The organism is Arthrobacter sp. 210 2, assembly GCF_059093025.1.
This window is the reverse complement of the sequence record NZ_JBNHIE010000003.1, coordinates 162,727-178,646: the sequence shown is the minus strand read 5'-3', so window position 1 is coordinate 178,646 and position 15,920 is coordinate 162,727. Positions and strand designations below refer to the sequence as shown.

Sequence of the window (15,920 nt, the reverse complement as noted above, 5' to 3'; positions counted from 1 at the left end):
CGGGAGCATGCCTTTCGATTCCTCCGCCGCAGACCACATTCGGGACCTTGGCGCCTATGTCAGCGCATCGCCGTCAAGCTTTCACGCGGTCCGCGAGGCGGGCCGGCGGCTGGAGGACGCGGGGTTTACACACCTTGATGAGCTGGAGCCGTGGGAGGGCGGGCCGGGCTCGTTCTTCATCATCCGCGACGGCGCCCTGATCGCGTGGGTGGTTCCGGGGGGCGCAGGACCCACCACCGGATTCAACATCCTGGGGGCCCACACCGATTCGCCGTCCTTCAAGCTCAAACCCAAGCCGACCACCGGCGCCCACGGCTGGCTCCAGGCGGGTGTGGAGGTGTACGGCGGGCCGCTCCTGAACTCCTGGCTTGACCGGGAACTGCAGCTTGCGGGCCGGCTGGTGATGCTGGACGGCACCGAGCACCTGACGGAAACCGGCCCCCTGCTCCGGTTTCCGCAGCTGGCCATCCACCTGGACCGGGCCGTCAACGAGGGGCTCACCCTTGATAAGCAGCGGCACATGCACCCGGTGTGGGGGCTGGGCAACCCGGCTGATTTTGACCTGCTGGACGTTTTGGCTTCTTCTGTGCCTGATGCTTCCGTGGATCCTGCACACATTGGCGGGTACGACGTCGTTGTTGCGGACACGCAGGCCCCTGCGGTTTTCGGGGGCTCAGGTGAGTTCTTCGCATCCGGGCGGCTGGACAACCTTTCGTCCACCCATGCGGGGCTTGCTGCGTTGATTTCGCACGCCTCCGGTGGGGTTGCTTCCGGGCCCATCGCCGTCCTTGCCGCCTTTGACCACGAGGAGATCGGCTCCAACTCCCGCTCCGGCGCCTGCGGGCCCATTCTGGAGGATGTTCTGGTACGCATCTCCGACGGCCTGGGGGCCTCGGTGAGCCAGCGGCGGCAGGCGATGTCGGCGTCGTTCTGCGTCTCGGCAGACGCCGGGCATGCGGTACACCCGAACTATGCGGAACGGCACGACCCCGCCAACCACCCGGTGCTCAATGGCGGGCCGCTGCTGAAGATCAATGCGAACCAGCGGTATGCGACGGACGCGCCTGGCGCCGCGTTCTGGGCCCGGCTCGGTGGTGAGGCCGGCGTGCCGTTCCAGGAATTCGTCTCCAATAACGCGATTCCCTGCGGTTCCACCATCGGTCCGTTGACGGCCACACGGCTGGGAATCCGTACGGTGGACGTTGGGGTTCCGCTGCTGTCCATGCACTCGGCCCGGGAGCTGTGCGGTGTGGAGGATCCGCGGCGCCTGGCGGCCGTGACGGAGCTGTTTTTCCGGACGGCTTACGGTTCCGCCGGCCAGTAACTTTCCAAAATGACGTGGGGCCAACAGCTCGCCGAGTGCGGGTAGCCACAACGCGCCGCACCAGGCGTTTGAGTGCAGCATGGTTCTGCGGTACGCAGGGGCATCCTCGAGGGCTCCTTCTTTGATTAGTGGTGCCTTGCCATGCCCTCGTGCGGTTCTGCTCAGGCGACACCCGGCTTTCCCCGCTGTTTGAGGACTGACCAACGCCGTTCGTGTCAGGCCGATTCCCGCAGTTCCCGCAGCTTCCCCAATGAACCACCCATTACCCGCACCGTGGTCCACCCGCGCGGATGATTGGGCTCCAGCCATGCCTAGCTTGGAGGCAGTAAGACTGCCCGGCAGCATTTTCGAGCTCAGGACTACGGTGAAAATGGCTCCTCCTCTCTTTCAGGACACGCACAGCGGCCCCGCCCCTGCAGCTGTGAGGGTCTTCCCACAAGTGAGAAAAATGACCACGAATCCTCTGGTCGGCCGGATGACCAGATTCGCGGCCGTGGGTGCTTTCGGCACTGTCCTGAACCTGGCGATCATGGCGGCGATGCTCGGCTTGGGCTCGCATTACCTTCCGGCTGCGATCGTGGCCACCGAGCTGACCATCCTGAGCAATTTCCTGATGCAGGAGCGGCTGGTCTTCCAGGACAATCGCGGGGGCCGACCGTTGCGGCAGCGCATCCTGGCGGCTTTCGGCTTCAACAACATAGAGACGCTCGTGCGGATGCCGGTGCTGGTACTCCTGGTGAGCGTCCTGCTCGTTCCCGGCCTCGTCGCGCAGGCCGCCACCCTCGCGGCCGCGTTCCTGATCCGCTTCGCCTTTACGTCCCGGGTCATCTATCGCATTCGTCCGGATGCGGGCCGCCTCTTGCCCGCCCCTTCAGTTCGCGAGGAGCAGCTCTCATGACCACCACCAACGACGCCGTCGTGAAACTCGGCAATGACCGCAGCGAAAGCCCGCTCGCCCAAGCGACAGACAAGCTGCGGCCGCCTGCGAGGGTGATCGCGATCATCCCTGCACACAATGAAGAGATCGGGATCGCACAGACGATCGACAGCCTGCGCCGCCAGACCCAGGCCCCGGACCGTATCCTCGTCGCCGCAGACAACTGCACCGACGGCACCGTGGACATCGCCAGGGCAATGGGGGTGGAGGTCCTGGAAACCCGGGACAACACCGCCAGGAAAGCGGGCGCGCTCAATCAGGGGCTCGCCATGGTCCTTCCTGATCTTCTGCCTCATGACGTCGTACTGATGATGGATGCAGACAGCCGGCTAAACCATGATTTCGTGTCTGCCGGCATGGCCTACTTCGAGTGCTGGCCGCTAAGGGGCGGGATCAGTGGCTCCTATGTTGCCGCCGACCACCCATCCCGCGTGGCCCTCCTTCAAAAGATCGAGTACACGCAGGGGCTTCGCACAGTGCACCGACGTGCCGGGCGCATCCATGTGCTATCGGGCGCCGCCACCATGTTCACGGTCGCATCCCTGCGCAAGGTGGCCGGGATGCGAGGCAGCACTCTCATCCCCGGAGTGAAGGGACTGGTCTACGACGAGTCCTCCCTGACTGAGGACTATGAACTGACCGTGGCGCTGAAGCGGGTGGGCTACGACCCCCGCTGTGCCATCGACTGCGTCGTGGTCACCGACGTAATGCCAACGTGGCACGACTGGATGGTCCAGCGACTGCGCTGGCAGCGGGGAACGCTGGAGACCCTGTTCACCTATGGGTTCGTGGAGCATACCCGCAAGGCCTGGGCGGTGCAGGCGTGGACATACTTCCGCAGCGTCATCCCCCTGCTGATGCTGATGACCTGGGGCTACGCCCTGGCCTTTGAGGGGGTGGCGTTCTACCCATTCTGGCTGCTCATCATCCCGGTATTCATGCTTGACCAGCTGGTAGCCACCTGGAACGCGGGATGGAGAGCGCGCATCTACGCCACCCTCATCATTCCTTTGTGGATTTACGAAACATACCAATCGGTTGCGTACTGGCAGGCACTTCGCCTTGCGCTGCGCGGTGGAGAGAAGGAGTGGCTGACCTGATGGACACATTTCTGGGCCTCCTTGAAGAGGTCACACACGACGGCTTCATGGCTGGGGTCGCTGCGCTGACAGCTCTCACGCTGTTGATCCTCGCGATCGCCATCCGCCGCATCCTGCCCAAGCACAAGCACGACAGCACTCTGCCTCCGAGGAGGGAATCCACGTGACTGAGGCCCTCACCCGCACGGTCGACGCCTACCGCCGCCCACCCTGGAACGAGGCCGTCAGCCAGGCCCTGCCGCCCAGGCTGCGGGTCGCGGGCACACCACGGTGGGTGGGCCTTGCCCCGCTCATCACGCTGCTGGCCCTGCTGGCCGCACTCAGCCTGCGGCTGTCCAACACAGCCTTCATCGATGAAGCGCTCTACATCAACGCCGGGCACGACTACCTCAGGCACTGGCTGACAGGCGACGGCGTCGAGGCGTACGGCGACTCGTTCTCCGGCGTACCGTTCGTCTACCCCGTGCTCGCTGCCGTCCTGGACACCCTCGGAGGGCTCCTCCTGGTGAGGGTGTTCAGCCTGCTCTGCGTGCTGGCGGCGACGATCTTCGTCTACCGGGCGCTGGCCGACCTGGGATACCGGAGTGAGGGCATGCTCGCCGCTGCCGTCTTCGCTCTGACCGGACCGGTCGTGTTCGCTGGCGCACTGGCCACCTTTGACGCTTTGGTCATCGCCATGCTCGCCGGCGCCTTCTGGACAGGCGTTCAGAAGGGCTGGCCATCGGCAGTGGCCACCGGCGCCATCCTCGGCATGGTCCCCGTCATGAAGTACACCGGCGCGATCTTCATCCCGGTGGTGCTCGGCGTGGTGTTCCTGACCTCGCCGCGCTGGCGGGCAGGGGTGGCTGGGATCATTGCGGCGGCGATCCCTGCTGCCGCATGGCTCGCCTGGTCCCCCCAAATCGCGGCAGGCATCGCCTTCACCACCGCCGATCGATCCGCGCTCAGCCCCCACTCCACGGAGGATCTCCTGGCGTGGATGGCGCTCGACATCGGCATCCTGATCCTTGTCGCACTGGCGGGAGGACTTATGCTTGCCCGGCGCGGGAAGGGTCACGCCCTGCTGGGACTGGGGCTGCTCGGTGGCGGCATGGCGCTGCCCGCCGCGCAGCTGATTCTTGGCGAGGGCGTCTCCTTCGACAAACACATGGCCTACTCCGCGCTCTTCCTGGCTCCGCTGGCCGGCTACGCGCTGGCCAAGCTGTCCAGGCGCACATGGAAGCTGCTCCCGGTCTCGGTGCTGCTGCTGGCGGCCCTGCTGTTCGGCGTTTCCCGCTCTGAGGCCATGTTCGCCTCCTGGGTCAGCGTCCAGCCCGTACTTAACGTAATTGGGGACAGCCCCAGGCCGGGCATCTACATCTCCTCGGCGACGGACTCCCTGAAGTACCACCTGCGTGACCGCCCGGAGATCACCTGGGAAACCACCTTCTCCCTTTACCCCCAAGGGGAGGAGGCCATCAGGGTGGCTGTGGAGGATCAGCGGTTCCAATCCGTCATCCTTCGCTCCGCCAGCACCGGTGCACCCGACCAGGATGCAGGACAGGCCGTGCTGCTCCAGGCCCTGCGGGACAGCCCTCACTACAAGCTCACCGCAACCATGCCCGCCCGCGAGCACTCCGAGACGGATATGTGGCTCGTCTTCACCAAGAAAGAGACAAAATGAACACGCGTCCAAAGCGAGCCGCCGCGTTCGCTGCCGTACTGAGCCTGGCGGTTTTGACCGTGCCGTCGGCGCTGGTCACGTCAGCCCACGCGGCCCCGTGCCCTTGGGTGGAGGTAGGCCCCACCGTCTGTATCGACGTCCAGCTGGTCGCCCCCAAGGATGGTGCTGTTCTCGCCGGAGCCGTCGCCCTGGAGTCGACGGCGCGCCAACTCCAGGAGGCGCGTGGCAACATCGTGAAGGTCGAGTGGTGGCTGTACCACCCGAGCTTCATCGAGCAGAACCCGAACAACCATGAGGGCAAGGTCCTCATGGCAGAGACCCTCGCGCCGTCGACCGGAACCCGGCTCAACGGGACCTGGCGCGGCACCTGGACAGTACCAGCCAACCGCACGGTCACGACGCGTGACGGGGACTACGAGCACCCCGGCACCAGGACCTATACGCTGCCCACCACCGGCACCTACAAGATCGAGTCCCACGTCCTGGACGAGGAGTGGACCCGCACCGCCGGTGGCCCTGCCGGTCGCACGCCGCCCATCACGGTGACCGTCCCGGGCGACGGGACTGCGCCACCCCCGTCCCCTCCGACGGAGGTCAACGATTCGACGGCCACCATCAACGGCCAGTCCCATGCCATCAACGGCACCAATATTTATCGTGCGGCGGACTTCCTGGTCCGCTACACCAAAACTGCGAGCCAGACCGCTTCTCCTGCAAACCAGTGGGGTGCCGAGGCAGCGGTCGTCGGTGGCAAGGTCACGGACTTCAATGATCGCCAGGCCACCGGTGCGCCGGGCCTGGCGATTCCCGAGGGCGGCTTCGTGTTGTCAGGCCACGGGGAGTCGCGCAGCTGGCTCATCGCCAATGCCAAGATCGGTGCCACGGTGACTTCTCCTGCCTCCGGCGGCGCCCCGCCGCCCCCGCCGCCACCGCCGCCCGGTGAGTGCACCGGCTTCACGGGCCAGTATTTCAACAACATCGATTTGGGCGGCACTCCCGCCCTGACCCGGTGTGACGCCGAGATCAATTTCTCCTGGCCCGGAGCAACCGGGGCCGGAGCGGGGCTGGATGGGACAGAGGACTCCACCCGGTGGACCCGGACGCTCGACCTCCCCGCCGGCGACCAGACGTTCACGATTACCAGTGACGACGGCGTGCGCGTGAAGCTGGACGGGACAACCATCATCGACGCTTGGAAAGACCAGGGCGCGTCCACCTACATGGCCACCCGGAACGTGGCCGCCGGTCCCCACACAGTGGTGGTGGAGCACTACGAGCGCTATGGCGACGCCGCCGCGCGGTTCACCATGACAGGCGGGGCAGCGACGCCACCCCCGACCACCGGCTTCGCAGCCACGGGCCGCTGGACCACTCCGTCGAGCATGCCGGGACGCGCGATGCACGCGACCCTCCTGCGCGACAGCCGGATCCTGCTGATCTCGGGCTCGGGCAACGACTGGGAGGGCCAATTCCTGCCGGGCACGTTCCAGACGCACATCTGGAATCCGACGACCAACACCTACACCAGCGTTCCCACGCCGTCGGACATGTTCTGCTCCGGGCATGTGACCCTGCCGGACGGGAAGATTCTCGTCCAGGGCGGCACGGAAGCTTACGCGGGTACCCCGGAAAGCGCGTCGTACAAGGGCTTGAAGTCGTCTTACGTCTTCGACCCGGCCACGAATGCCTACACAAAGACGAACGACGCGATCGACGGCCACTGGTACCCCACCCTCACCAAGCTCGAGACCGGTGACATCTGGATGGCCGGCGGCTACGACCAGAACGGCGGCGGCTCGACCGCGACCGAGATCTTCAGCTTCTCGCAGAACCGCTGGCTCGCTCGCAACGAAGTCCCTCAGACTAACCGGTACCTGGGCACGTACCCGCACATGTTCCTGATGGCGGACAGCCGGATGTTCTACACCGGAGGCCATACCTTCGGTGATGCACAGCCCGGTTCCGGGTCCTTTATCTACGACTGGCGCCGGGCGCGGATCGGCGACATCCCCGGGTTGCGCGTGCCGCAGCTCCGCGACCAGGCAGGCTCCGTGCTGCTGCCGCCGGCCCAGAACCAGAAGTTCATGATCGCCGGCGGTGGCAGCACGGAATTCGGCGGCGCCACCAACACCGTGGACATTGTGGATATGAACCAGGCGAACCCGGCCTGGGTACCTGGCCCCAATCTGCCCGGGACCGAGGGCCGCATGTACCTGAACCTGACGAACCTCCCGGATCGCAGCGTCCTGGCAAGCCATGGATCCACAGGCAACCGGACCGGTGACGTCCGGCGTGCCGCGATCTATTCGCCGGCCGGCAACAGCTGGGCTGAGGTGGCTGCCGACCCGGTGGGGAGGAACTACCACTCCTCGACGCTCCTGTTGCCCGACGGCCGCGTCGTCGCCATCGGGTCCAACCCGGTCGACAACTCCTACGAGAAGCGGCTCAGCGTCTACGAGCCGCCCTATCTGTTCAAGGGTGCGCGCCCGACGATTACAGGCGCGCCGGCCAACGCAAAGTATGGGCAGGCCTTCGCGCTGGGCACAACGGGCAACGTCATAAGCGCCTCCCTCACGAGCCCGGGATCGGCCACGCACCAGACGGACACCAACTCCCGTCTTGTGGACCTGCCTCTGTCAGGCGGGGCCGCTAAAACCGCCACCATCCCCACCAACCGGGCGCTCCTGCCGCCGGGGCCGTACATGCTCACAGTCCTGGACGACAAGGGAGTCCCCTCGGTGGCTCGCTGGATCAACATCCGATGAGGAAGAAGACCATGAGTGGACAAACCGTGACGAAGCAGCAGCGCACGAGCACTTGGCGCAGGAGTGCGGCCGGAACCCTGGTCGGCGTCGTAACGCTCCTCGCCACCTGGGCCACCGCAGGCGGGATGCTGGCAACGGCCGCGCCGCCGCCCGGCAGCGAAGGGGCTGTCAGCGAGCCCGTCACCAGGCCGCATGCCGTCGTCGAGCCCGAGGCCCAGGCAGTGAATGCCGGCCACCAGGGGCAGGCCACCGGCGTAAAGATGCGCGAGGCACCAGAGGTCGACACCAAGAAACTGAAGGCCGGCGGAAACGGTGGCTGCGTTATCGGCTATGGGGACCCCGGTCAGTGCCTGCCGGTCGTTCCACCCAGCCACGCCGCCCACGGCATGGTGGGCACCTGGACCTGCCGGGAGACGCGCACCATATTCGTGAAAGGCATCAAGGTTGACCCGGGCAAGGACACGCTGAAGCTGGACAGCAATAAGGATGGCGTGGCCTGTGGGGAGGGCGACACTCCATGATTCGAACCCGTCGTACGACGACGGCTGTGGCCGCTTCGGTTGCCTTCGCCCTTGCCCTTGCCGGAGCAATCCATACGGTAGTCCAGGAACACTCAACCCCGGCTGCTGCTGCCACCAATGCATCGCAGAGCGCCCCCGTTGTCGAGCGCCCACTGAACAGCAGCTGCTCGGCCGGCCTCGTCACCTTTACCTTCGATGACGGCCCCCGCGAGAACACCGGGAGGGTGCTCGATGCGCTTAATGGATTCGGCATTGATGCGGTCCTTTTCTGGAACGGTAACAAAGTCAAGGGGCGTGAGCACACCGTGGCCCGCGCCCTTGCCGAGGGCCACGTCATCGGCCATCACACGTGGGACCACGCCAACCTCACGACCGGTGAGAAACCCGATGGCAGCAAGGAAACCTGGGGGACGCAATGGGTGCGTAGCGAGCTGGAGCGGACGAACGCGGCGCTAACGGCGGCCGGCGTCCCCCGCCCCACGCTCTACCGCCCGCCCTACGGCGCGGTCAACAGCCAGGTGGACGGGATCGCCCGGGATCTCGGCTTGCGTCTCGTGATGTCTTGGGGAAACGCCAACGACAACATCGTGAACACAAGGGATAACGAGGGTGCAACCACACAGGAAATAGCCGACGTCACGATCCGATCGATGCGGGATGGCTCGATCATCACAATGCACGACGGGCCCGGAATCGAGTCCCTTGACGCGCTTCAGGCCATCGTGGACGCAATGAACGAGAGGGGCCTGTGCGCCACCACAGAGGTGCGCGGGGATGCTGTCAGCCCAGCCTTGGAAATGGACGGCTGAAGAGCTCCGGGCACCCGTCCGGGCGGAAAGCAGGAGGAGGGCGTCATAGCCGAATTGCCCAGCAAGGTCGTCGGCGTCTACTGGACACGCTGGAATTCCGGCATCCACCTCACGCAGCTACCCCAGGCGTACAACGTGCTTTACCTGTTCGCGGCCGGCCGCTCCGGTGACGTTGGGGGCATCGCGTGGGGAATGAATGAGATCGCCGCCGACATCCGGACTGTCCGCGCCAGGGGTCAGCGTGTGGTGCTTTCCGCTGGTGGCGCGGGTCAGGAGATCAGTTTTTCCTCCCGTGAGGTGAGCCGGCGCTTCGTTGACAGTGTTGTGCGTATCAACACCGAGCTGGGAGGTACCACGGCCCGGCCGGCGATCGACGGCGTAGACTTCAACACCTTCGAATCCGACGCCACGCCGAACACCGACGAATACCTGTGGATGTTCAGAGAGCTGAAGCGCCGGTTCGGCCAGGAGTTCGGCATCACCTGCCCACCTGCCCCTTGGAAGACCCAGGACAAGGCCATGATCCAGGAAGCCCTGTCAAAGGACCTCATGACCTACGCCGGGCCCCAGTTCTACGACGGCCCGGAGTTGGCGGACCCGGCGTACATCATCAAGAGCACGCGCGAATGGGTGGAAAAAGTCGCCGGTGGGGACGCGAGCAAGATCGTGGTGGGCTTCGGCATGGACAGCGGGACGAACTACTCCTCCCTGGATGAGGTCCGCGCAGCATGGCGGATGGTCGAGAAGGAGTTCCCGACAATCCGGGGGGCATTCTTGTGGCAGCACAAGACCGACTTTGACCGGGGATGGGCCTTCGCCAAGCAGGCGGCGCCCCTTGTGATGGACAACACCGTTCCGGATCAGCCCGTGCCTTCTACCGTGCCGGCAGGGACTGGACGGCGACGGCGGCAATCACGTCCACGCGTGAGGTGACACTTTCGAGCGACTCTCCCGCGTCCTGCGGCCGGGAAGGATGGGACTAGAGAACCGGCAAGACGTACTGTTGCCGCGACGGGGTCTCCTTGCTGGCCGCCAAGGCGGTCAACTGTGCCCGCGATTCCACTCCCAGCTTTCGGTAGATGGCAGTAAGGCGCACTTCCACGGTCCGGACGGAGACGAACAGCTTGGCGGCGATTTCCTTATTGCGCATGCCGCGGGCCACCATGTGTGCAAGGGCACGTTCATGGTCTGCGAGCATCAGCAACGCCGGGTTGCCGGCACTGCGGGACGGCTCCACCCGTTCGTCCAGAAGGAGGGCGTCAATAAGGTGGGTCCAGGCATGCGCTCCGGCCTCGTCAAACAGCACCTTTGCGCACAACAGCCGGTCCCTGGCCTCCCGCAGCTGGCCCAAGGCGCCCAGCCGCTCGGCGTAGCACAGCAAAGTCCGGGCCCGTTCCAGGAGCGAATCGTGGCCGGTTCTGCTCTCCAGGGCCTGGTTGAACAGCTGAAGCGACTGCTCCCCGTCGGCCAGCATCGCGCGACTGCGGGCAACAGTGGTGAACAGCCAGGGTGACCGCAGCCCAACGGAACGGGCTTCCAGGCGCTGCAGGGCCTGCGTTGCCTCGCGGTGCCGGCCCAGCCGGATGAGGACCTCCACGAGGTCCGGCTCACACCGCAGCAGCGTTGGATTGCCAAAACCCATGCCGATCTCCGCCGCGCGGGACAACTGGGCAAAGGATTCCGCGAGGTCTCCCCGGAGGAGGGCAAAGTGGCCCTGGCAGGCAGCGAGCTGGGCGCTGATGGCCGGGTGGCTTTCCGCGCCCGAGTAGCGCTGCGCCTCAAGGGCGTACCCTTGCGCCAGCGCCTCGTCGCCCAGGGCATGGGCGCGCCAGAGCCGGAAGACATGCCGCATGCCTCGGTGGTACTTCATTTCAGGTTCATGGCGTTCGAGGTCATCAATGAGTTCGACAGCCGCACGCACGTTACCCGCACGGATCTCGTTGTCCACCGCCAGGAACAGTGCGGTTTGCCGCCAGATGGTGTTGCTTGCCCCCGCAGTGCTCCGCACCAAGGCGAATGCTTCCCGCGCATGATCGTAGCGCTCCGCGTAGCTGAGGGAACGCCCCTGAACCAGGAGGCTGGGCATGCGGGCGTTTCCCGCCGGCTCGTGCTTCCTGCTGACGTTGCCGGTGTCTCCGCCCATGGCAGCTGTCAGCAGTTTGGCGCGGTCAGCAATGGCCAGGCTCTCAGCCGATGCTGAGCCGTGGAAGTCCGCCCCTAAGCGGAGAAGTTCTGCGGCGTCCTTCGGCTCCCAGCGTTCGGCGTAGTAGAGGGCGGCGCCGGCCAGCAGGCTGGCCGCATAAGCCGGGTCATGCTGGCCACATTCCTTCACCAGGCGCTGCACCATGCTCGAACGGACCGTCCCGCCCTGGACGAACTCGATCTCGAATGACAGGCCGGTCAGCCGGAGGATCAAGGCGGGGTTGTGCGTAACCCGCTGCGCCCAGTCCAGGTAACGCCGGGCGTAGACGAACTCGCCCCGGTGGAACAGAAGCTCCGCCAGGGTGGTGAGGCGGGCCGCGGTTTCGGCTTCCCACGGATTGATGGTGAGGGCCCGTTCGATGTACTCCACCGCGAACGGCACTTCCCCTCCCCGGATCAGGCCCACCGCGCTGCGGAGCAGCCCAAAGGGGGTCTGCCGTTCGAGGGTGGTGAAGCTCAGGTGCCAGCGGCGCGCGTAGGGGTCGGTGGCTTCGGAGGCCTGCGCCAGGGCCCGGTGGCCGGCTGTGCGGACGGCCGGCGTCATGCCGGCGAAGACATAACCGCGGAGCAGTTGGTCCCGGATCGCCAGGTGTGGCCCGGACCTGCTGACCATACCGGTGGCCAGCAGTTCGTCCAACCCGGCCCAGGCATCCGGGCTGACTTTCTCCAGGGTGGCGATGTCAGTGCGGCAGGACAGCGAGAGCAGGTCCAGGACGTGGCGCGCGCCCGGCGACAGCGTGCCCACGGCGGACGCGTATTCGGCTTCAAAGCTGCCCTTGCAGGGCAAGGGGACGGGCAGGGCATATTTGCCCTCCGCCTGCCGTTCCAGCAGCCGGTGGTAAAGCTCGACGGCGGCGAGCGGGTTTCCCAGGGTGGCTGCGGCAACCGCGTGGGCCGCCGCCGTCGTGGTGTGCCGCCCGGGCATTGCCTCCAGCATCCGCACACTGTCGCAGTAGCTCAGGGCAGCAAGCTGCAGGGTCGGCAGCCCGCTGAAAGGGCTGTCCTGGATGTCTTCGCGGACACTTAGAAACAGCGCGATGTCCGTTCCGGAAAGCCGCCGGGCCAGGAAACCAATGACGGCCTGGCTGCCGGGATCCAGCTGGTCTGCGTCATCGATCACAATGACGGTCCGGGACGATGAGCGCTGGCACAGGGCGTTGAGGAGCATGCTCGACACCACTGGCACGTTCATGGTTCCGGCGGCGTCGCGCAGGAGCTCATCGCTGATCCGGTTCAGGACGGGCTCGTCCATGCCGTTGAGGAGGGCCGTGAGCCCCGAGAGCGGCCAGTCCGACTCCGCAGCACTGGCGCCCAGGAAGACCGTACGGTAATCGCTCAAGGTGGGAATCTCGGACAGCAGGGCAGATTTTCCCGCCCCGCGTCCACCCGCCACCGTGAGGGCGGACTCCTTGGGGCCCCGGATGACCGAAAGGATCCGGTCCAGTTCTTTGCTTCGGCCAATTAAGGACATGCGGTCTCCCCATCAGAAGGAGACCGTTATCCAGCGCTACCAGTTCCAATACGAAGCCGCGCCGTCCGGTCACTTCCGTAACCGGGGGTTCGGCAAGCTGTCGGCTCATCACCTACAGCACGGTACCCAGCCGTTAGAAGTGAATATAGCGCCGCGCAAGGACGGGCTGGCAGTTGAATAACCGCTGGATTAGATCAAGATTGGCGCATTCGTTTCCTCGACGTTTCACAGTTGCCCCACGGTAATCTCTTGGTTCACAGAACGGCGTGTTCCTGTGGGAAGATCTGATTTGGCCTCCTGCCGTCTGTGCCGATGCACATGAGCCTCCCGCCTCCTCCGCGTCTAGGGTGGGAGGAACATGTGACCCGCAGCACTGGACGCCGCCTTGCCCGGAGGCCCCCCAGCCTGTTGCCCCCGGCGCAGGTTCCCATCCATTCGCAATGACCCAAAGGACGGCGCACCCATGCCCGCTGACCAACAGTTAGCAAAGTCGCTCAAGCCGCGGCACCTTTCCATGATCGCGATAGCCGGAGTCATCGGAGCCGGCCTCTTCGTGGGCTCCGGCGCGGCCATCCAGCAGGCTGGTCCCGGAATCCTGGTGGCCTACATGGCCGCCGGCGTCGTGGTGATCCTGGTGATGCGCATGCTGGGCGAAATGGCCGCAGCGAACCCCGAAACCGGCTCGTTTTCCACCTACGCAGACAAGGCGCTGGGCCGTTGGGCGGGATTCAGCATCGGCTGGCTCTACGCGTGGTTCTGGATCATCGTGCTGGGCATCGAGGCTACGGCCGGCGCAGCGATCATGCACCGGTGGGTGCCCGGCATTGACCAGTGGATCTGGGCCCTGATCCTGACGGTCCTGCTCACGCTGACCAACCTCGGCTCGGTGAAGTCCTACGGCGAGTTCGAGTTCTGGTTTGCCTCCATCAAAGTTGCGGCCATCGTGCTGTTCCTGCTGTTCGGTGCCGCGGCCATCCTTGGCCTGGTGCCCGGCGTCCCGGCGCCCGGCCTTACCAACCTGCTCGATAACGGCGGGTTCATGCCGAACGGTCCCGGCGCGGTCCTGGCCGGCATCCTGGTTGTGGTCTTCTCCTTCTTCGGCGCGGAAATCGCCACCATCGCAGCCGGCGAATCCGAGAACCCAGTGGACGCCGTCAAGAAGGCCGTGAAGTCGACGGTGTGGCGCATCCTGGTCTTCTACATCGGTTCCATTGCCATCGTTGTCACCCTGCTGCCGTGGAACGATGCCAGTGTCGCCAAGAGCCCCTACGTTGCCGTCATCGAACTCTTCGGCATCCCCGGTGCCGGCACCATCATGGACGTCGTGGTCCTCACCTCCGTCCTGTCCTGCCTGAACTCGGGCCTTTACACGGCCAGCCGGATGCTCTTCTCGCTGTCCAAGCGCGGAGACGCGCCGGCCTCCTGGACCAAAATCTCCCGGCGGGGCGTGCCGGCTTCGGCAGTCCTGGCCTCCACGGTGGTCGGTTTCGTGACAGTCGGCCTGAACTACATTGCACCCGACACTGTCTTCCTGTTCCTGGTGAACACCTCAGGTGCCATCGCCCTGTTCGTCTGGCTGGTCATCGCCTCATCCCAGCTCGTCCTCCGCAAGCGTATGGGCAGTGCCGCCAAGGACCTCGCACTGAAAATGTGGCTGTTCCCCTACCTGACGTGGCTGGCGATCGGCAGCATCGTGGCTCTGCTCATCGGCATGGTCATCCTGGAGTCCACCCGGGAATCGCTGCTGCTGTCCGTCGCCCTGGCCGCGGTTGTGGTGGCCATCGGGGTATGGCGCTACCGCAGGTCCGGTCCGGCCGCTGCCGCCGGGGACGCCGGCGAACCGCAGGACGTGCCCGTGAAGGCGGGCCCGGCGTCGTAATTCCCGCCCACCTTGCCTGACCCTGACTGAAAACCGCCCGCCCGGAGCCGCCCTCGGCCCCGGGCGGGCGGTTTTCCACATACGGGTTGCCCCTGCTGCCGTTTGGCAAACGTCCGCCCTAGGCTCGTGTCAAGCGCGAATCGCCTATCCGGTCCAAATGCACTAAGATATTGAAGTCTGTGCTGCGTCCTGCCTCCGTTCCGGCGGCGGGGCATCGCACGGCATCGCAAATGAACCTCCTGTTACGGAAATGCCGTAACCGCTTAGCCCAAAGGAGGTGGGTTCACATATGCGTCCTTACGAATTGATGGTAATCATCGACCCCGAGGTCGAAGAGCGTACCGTTGAGCCGTCGCTTCAGAAGTTCCTGAACGTCATCACCAACGATGGTGGAACCATCGAAAAGGTTGACATCTGGGGCCGTCGCCGGCTGGCTTACGACATCAAGAAGAAGTCCGAAGGTATCTACGCCGTGGTGAACTTCACCGCCAAGCCGGAAACCGCCAAGGAACTTGACCGCCAGCTGTCTCTTAACGAGACCATCATGCGCACCAAGATCACCCGCCCCGAAGAGCAGAAGGTTGTTGCTGAGTAATTTCAGCACCGATTTTCATTCTTTACCCCGCAGGAAACGCACTCTTCACCCAGGATCGAACAAGGAGGCAGTAGATGGCAGGCGAGACCACCATTACGGTCATCGGTAATCTCACCAATGACCCGGAATTGCGGTTCACACCGTCCGGTTCGGCAGTAGCGAACTTCACCATCGCTTCCACCCCGCGTACCTTTGACCGCCAGTCCAACGAGTGGAAGGACGGGGAAACCCTGTTCCTCCGCGCCGCCGTCTGGCGTGAAGCAGCCGAGAACGTCGCCGAGTCCCTCACCAAGGGCATGCGTGTGATTGTTACCGGCCGCCTGAAGAGCCGTTCCTACGAAACAAAAGAAGGCGAAAAGCGCACCGTTATCGAGCTTGAGGTCGATGAAATCGGCCCCAGCCTGCGCTACGCCAATGCCAAGGTCAACCGCACCCAGCGCTCCGGCGGCCAGGGTGGACAGGGCGGCTTCGGCGGCGGCAACAGCGGCGGTGGCTTCGGAGGCGGCAACTCTGGTGGAAACCAGGGCGGCAACTCCGGTGGCGGCTGGGGCGGCGGCAACCAGCAGGCTGCACAGGACGATCCCTGGGCGACGCCCGGTGTCTCCAACGCAGGCGGCTGGGGCAACGGCCCCGACTCCGAACCTCCCTTCTAAA

General features: G+C 65.2%; 13 protein-coding genes. 12 read left to right on the top strand and 1 reads right to left on the bottom strand.

Features of this window, described 5'->3' with window-relative positions:
* Positions 1 to 7 precede the first annotated feature (7 nt).
* The 9 genes from AC5RWA_RS08130 to AC5RWA_RS08090 all read left to right on the top strand — a co-directional run bounded on the left by AC5RWA_RS08130 (position 8) and on the right by AC5RWA_RS08090 (position 10,052).
* Positions 8 to 1,324 (top strand): M18 family aminopeptidase, encoded by a 1,317-nt coding sequence (locus AC5RWA_RS08130; RefSeq protein WP_494057207.1) that lies wholly within the window; start codon positions 8 to 10, stop codon positions 1,322 to 1,324.
* A 448-nt stretch (positions 1,325 to 1,772) separates the two neighbouring features.
* The gene (locus tag AC5RWA_RS08125; protein WP_181884878.1) at positions 1,773 to 2,222 is read left to right on the top strand and encodes a GtrA family protein; all 450 of its coding nucleotides are present in this window, start codon (positions 1,773 to 1,775) and stop codon (positions 2,220 to 2,222) included.
* A complete protein-coding gene (locus tag AC5RWA_RS08120; protein ID WP_494057206.1) occupies positions 2,219 to 3,361 on the top strand; it encodes a glycosyltransferase family 2 protein in 1,143 nt (380 codons plus the stop codon). Before AC5RWA_RS08125 ends, AC5RWA_RS08120 begins: the two co-directional genes overlap by 4 nt.
* Entirely contained in the window at positions 3,361 to 3,528 is a 168-nt protein-coding gene (locus AC5RWA_RS08115) for a hypothetical protein (protein WP_181884879.1), read from the top strand. Before AC5RWA_RS08120 ends, AC5RWA_RS08115 begins: the two co-directional genes overlap by 1 nt.
* Positions 3,525 to 5,024, top strand: coding sequence for an ArnT family glycosyltransferase (locus AC5RWA_RS08110; protein ID WP_494057205.1), 1,500 nt, complete (start codon positions 3,525 to 3,527; stop codon positions 5,022 to 5,024). The genes AC5RWA_RS08115 and AC5RWA_RS08110 overlap by 4 nt, the downstream gene beginning before the upstream one ends.
* Positions 5,021 to 7,789: a galactose oxidase-like domain-containing protein gene (locus AC5RWA_RS08105; RefSeq protein ID WP_494057204.1), complete on the top strand. Its 2,769-nt coding sequence runs from the start codon at positions 5,021 to 5,023 to the stop codon at positions 7,787 to 7,789. The genes AC5RWA_RS08110 and AC5RWA_RS08105 overlap by 4 nt, the downstream gene beginning before the upstream one ends.
* Positions 7,790 to 7,800: 11 nt before the next feature.
* Entirely contained in the window at positions 7,801 to 8,310 is a 510-nt protein-coding gene (locus AC5RWA_RS08100; protein WP_494057203.1) for a hypothetical protein, read from the top strand.
* The gene (locus AC5RWA_RS08095; RefSeq protein WP_494057202.1) at positions 8,307 to 9,119 is read left to right on the top strand and encodes a polysaccharide deacetylase family protein; all 813 of its coding nucleotides are present in this window, start codon (positions 8,307 to 8,309) and stop codon (positions 9,117 to 9,119) included. Before AC5RWA_RS08100 ends, AC5RWA_RS08095 begins: the two co-directional genes overlap by 4 nt.
* Positions 9,120 to 9,173: 54 nt before the next feature.
* Positions 9,174 to 10,052 (top strand): glycosyl hydrolase family 18 protein, encoded by an 879-nt coding sequence (locus AC5RWA_RS08090; protein ID WP_494057201.1) that lies wholly within the window; start codon positions 9,174 to 9,176, stop codon positions 10,050 to 10,052.
* A 46-nt stretch (positions 10,053 to 10,098) separates the two neighbouring features.
* On the opposite strand, the gene AC5RWA_RS08085 is transcribed toward AC5RWA_RS08090, so the two are convergent.
* Positions 10,099 to 12,792 (bottom strand): LuxR C-terminal-related transcriptional regulator, encoded by a 2,694-nt coding sequence (locus tag AC5RWA_RS08085; RefSeq protein WP_494057200.1) that lies wholly within the window; start codon positions 12,790 to 12,792, stop codon positions 10,099 to 10,101.
* 463 nt (positions 12,793 to 13,255) lie between these two features.
* On the opposite strand from AC5RWA_RS08085, the gene AC5RWA_RS08080 reads away from it, so the two are divergent.
* From AC5RWA_RS08080 to AC5RWA_RS08070, 3 genes are all read left to right on the top strand, one after another.
* Entirely contained in the window at positions 13,256 to 14,671 is a 1,416-nt protein-coding gene (locus AC5RWA_RS08080; protein ID WP_494057199.1) for an amino acid permease, read from the top strand.
* Positions 14,672 to 14,960: 289 nt separating this feature from the next.
* Positions 14,961 to 15,266, top strand: coding sequence for a 30S ribosomal protein S6 (gene rpsF, locus AC5RWA_RS08075; protein ID WP_015939036.1), 306 nt, complete (start codon positions 14,961 to 14,963; stop codon positions 15,264 to 15,266).
* Between the two features lie 74 nt (positions 15,267 to 15,340).
* On the top strand, positions 15,341 to 15,919 hold the full coding sequence (locus AC5RWA_RS08070) for a single-stranded DNA-binding protein (RefSeq protein WP_079597906.1): 579 nt from the start codon (positions 15,341 to 15,343) through the stop codon (positions 15,917 to 15,919).
* Position 15,920: the final 1 nt, after the last annotated feature.

What these genes read in the sequence shown, in the direction of transcription:
- AC5RWA_RS08130 (WP_494057207.1), top strand. Translation starts at nt 8, where the DNA reads ATGCCTTTCGATTCCTCCGCCGCAGACCACATTCGGGACCTTGGCGCC.
- AC5RWA_RS08125 (WP_181884878.1), top strand. Translation starts at nt 1,773, where the DNA reads ATGACCACGAATCCTCTGGTCGGCCGGATGACCAGATTCGCGGCCGTG.
- AC5RWA_RS08120 (WP_494057206.1), top strand. Translation starts at nt 2,219, where the DNA reads ATGACCACCACCAACGACGCCGTCGTGAAACTCGGCAATGACCGCAGC.
- AC5RWA_RS08115 (WP_181884879.1), top strand. Translation starts at nt 3,361, where the DNA reads ATGGACACATTTCTGGGCCTCCTTGAAGAGGTCACACACGACGGCTTC.
- AC5RWA_RS08105 (WP_494057204.1), top strand. Translation starts at nt 5,021, where the DNA reads ATGAACACGCGTCCAAAGCGAGCCGCCGCGTTCGCTGCCGTACTGAGC.
- AC5RWA_RS08100 (WP_494057203.1), top strand. Translation starts at nt 7,801, where the DNA reads ATGAGTGGACAAACCGTGACGAAGCAGCAGCGCACGAGCACTTGGCGC.
- AC5RWA_RS08095 (WP_494057202.1), top strand. Translation starts at nt 8,307, where the DNA reads ATGATTCGAACCCGTCGTACGACGACGGCTGTGGCCGCTTCGGTTGCC.
- AC5RWA_RS08085 (WP_494057200.1), bottom strand. Translation starts at nt 12,792, where the DNA reads ATGTCCTTAATTGGCCGAAGCAAAGAACTGGACCGGATCCTTTCGGTC.
- AC5RWA_RS08080 (WP_494057199.1), top strand. Translation starts at nt 13,256, where the DNA reads ATGCCCGCTGACCAACAGTTAGCAAAGTCGCTCAAGCCGCGGCACCTT.
- rpsF (WP_015939036.1), top strand. Translation starts at nt 14,961, where the DNA reads ATGCGTCCTTACGAATTGATGGTAATCATCGACCCCGAGGTCGAAGAG.
- AC5RWA_RS08070 (WP_079597906.1), top strand. Translation starts at nt 15,341, where the DNA reads ATGGCAGGCGAGACCACCATTACGGTCATCGGTAATCTCACCAATGAC.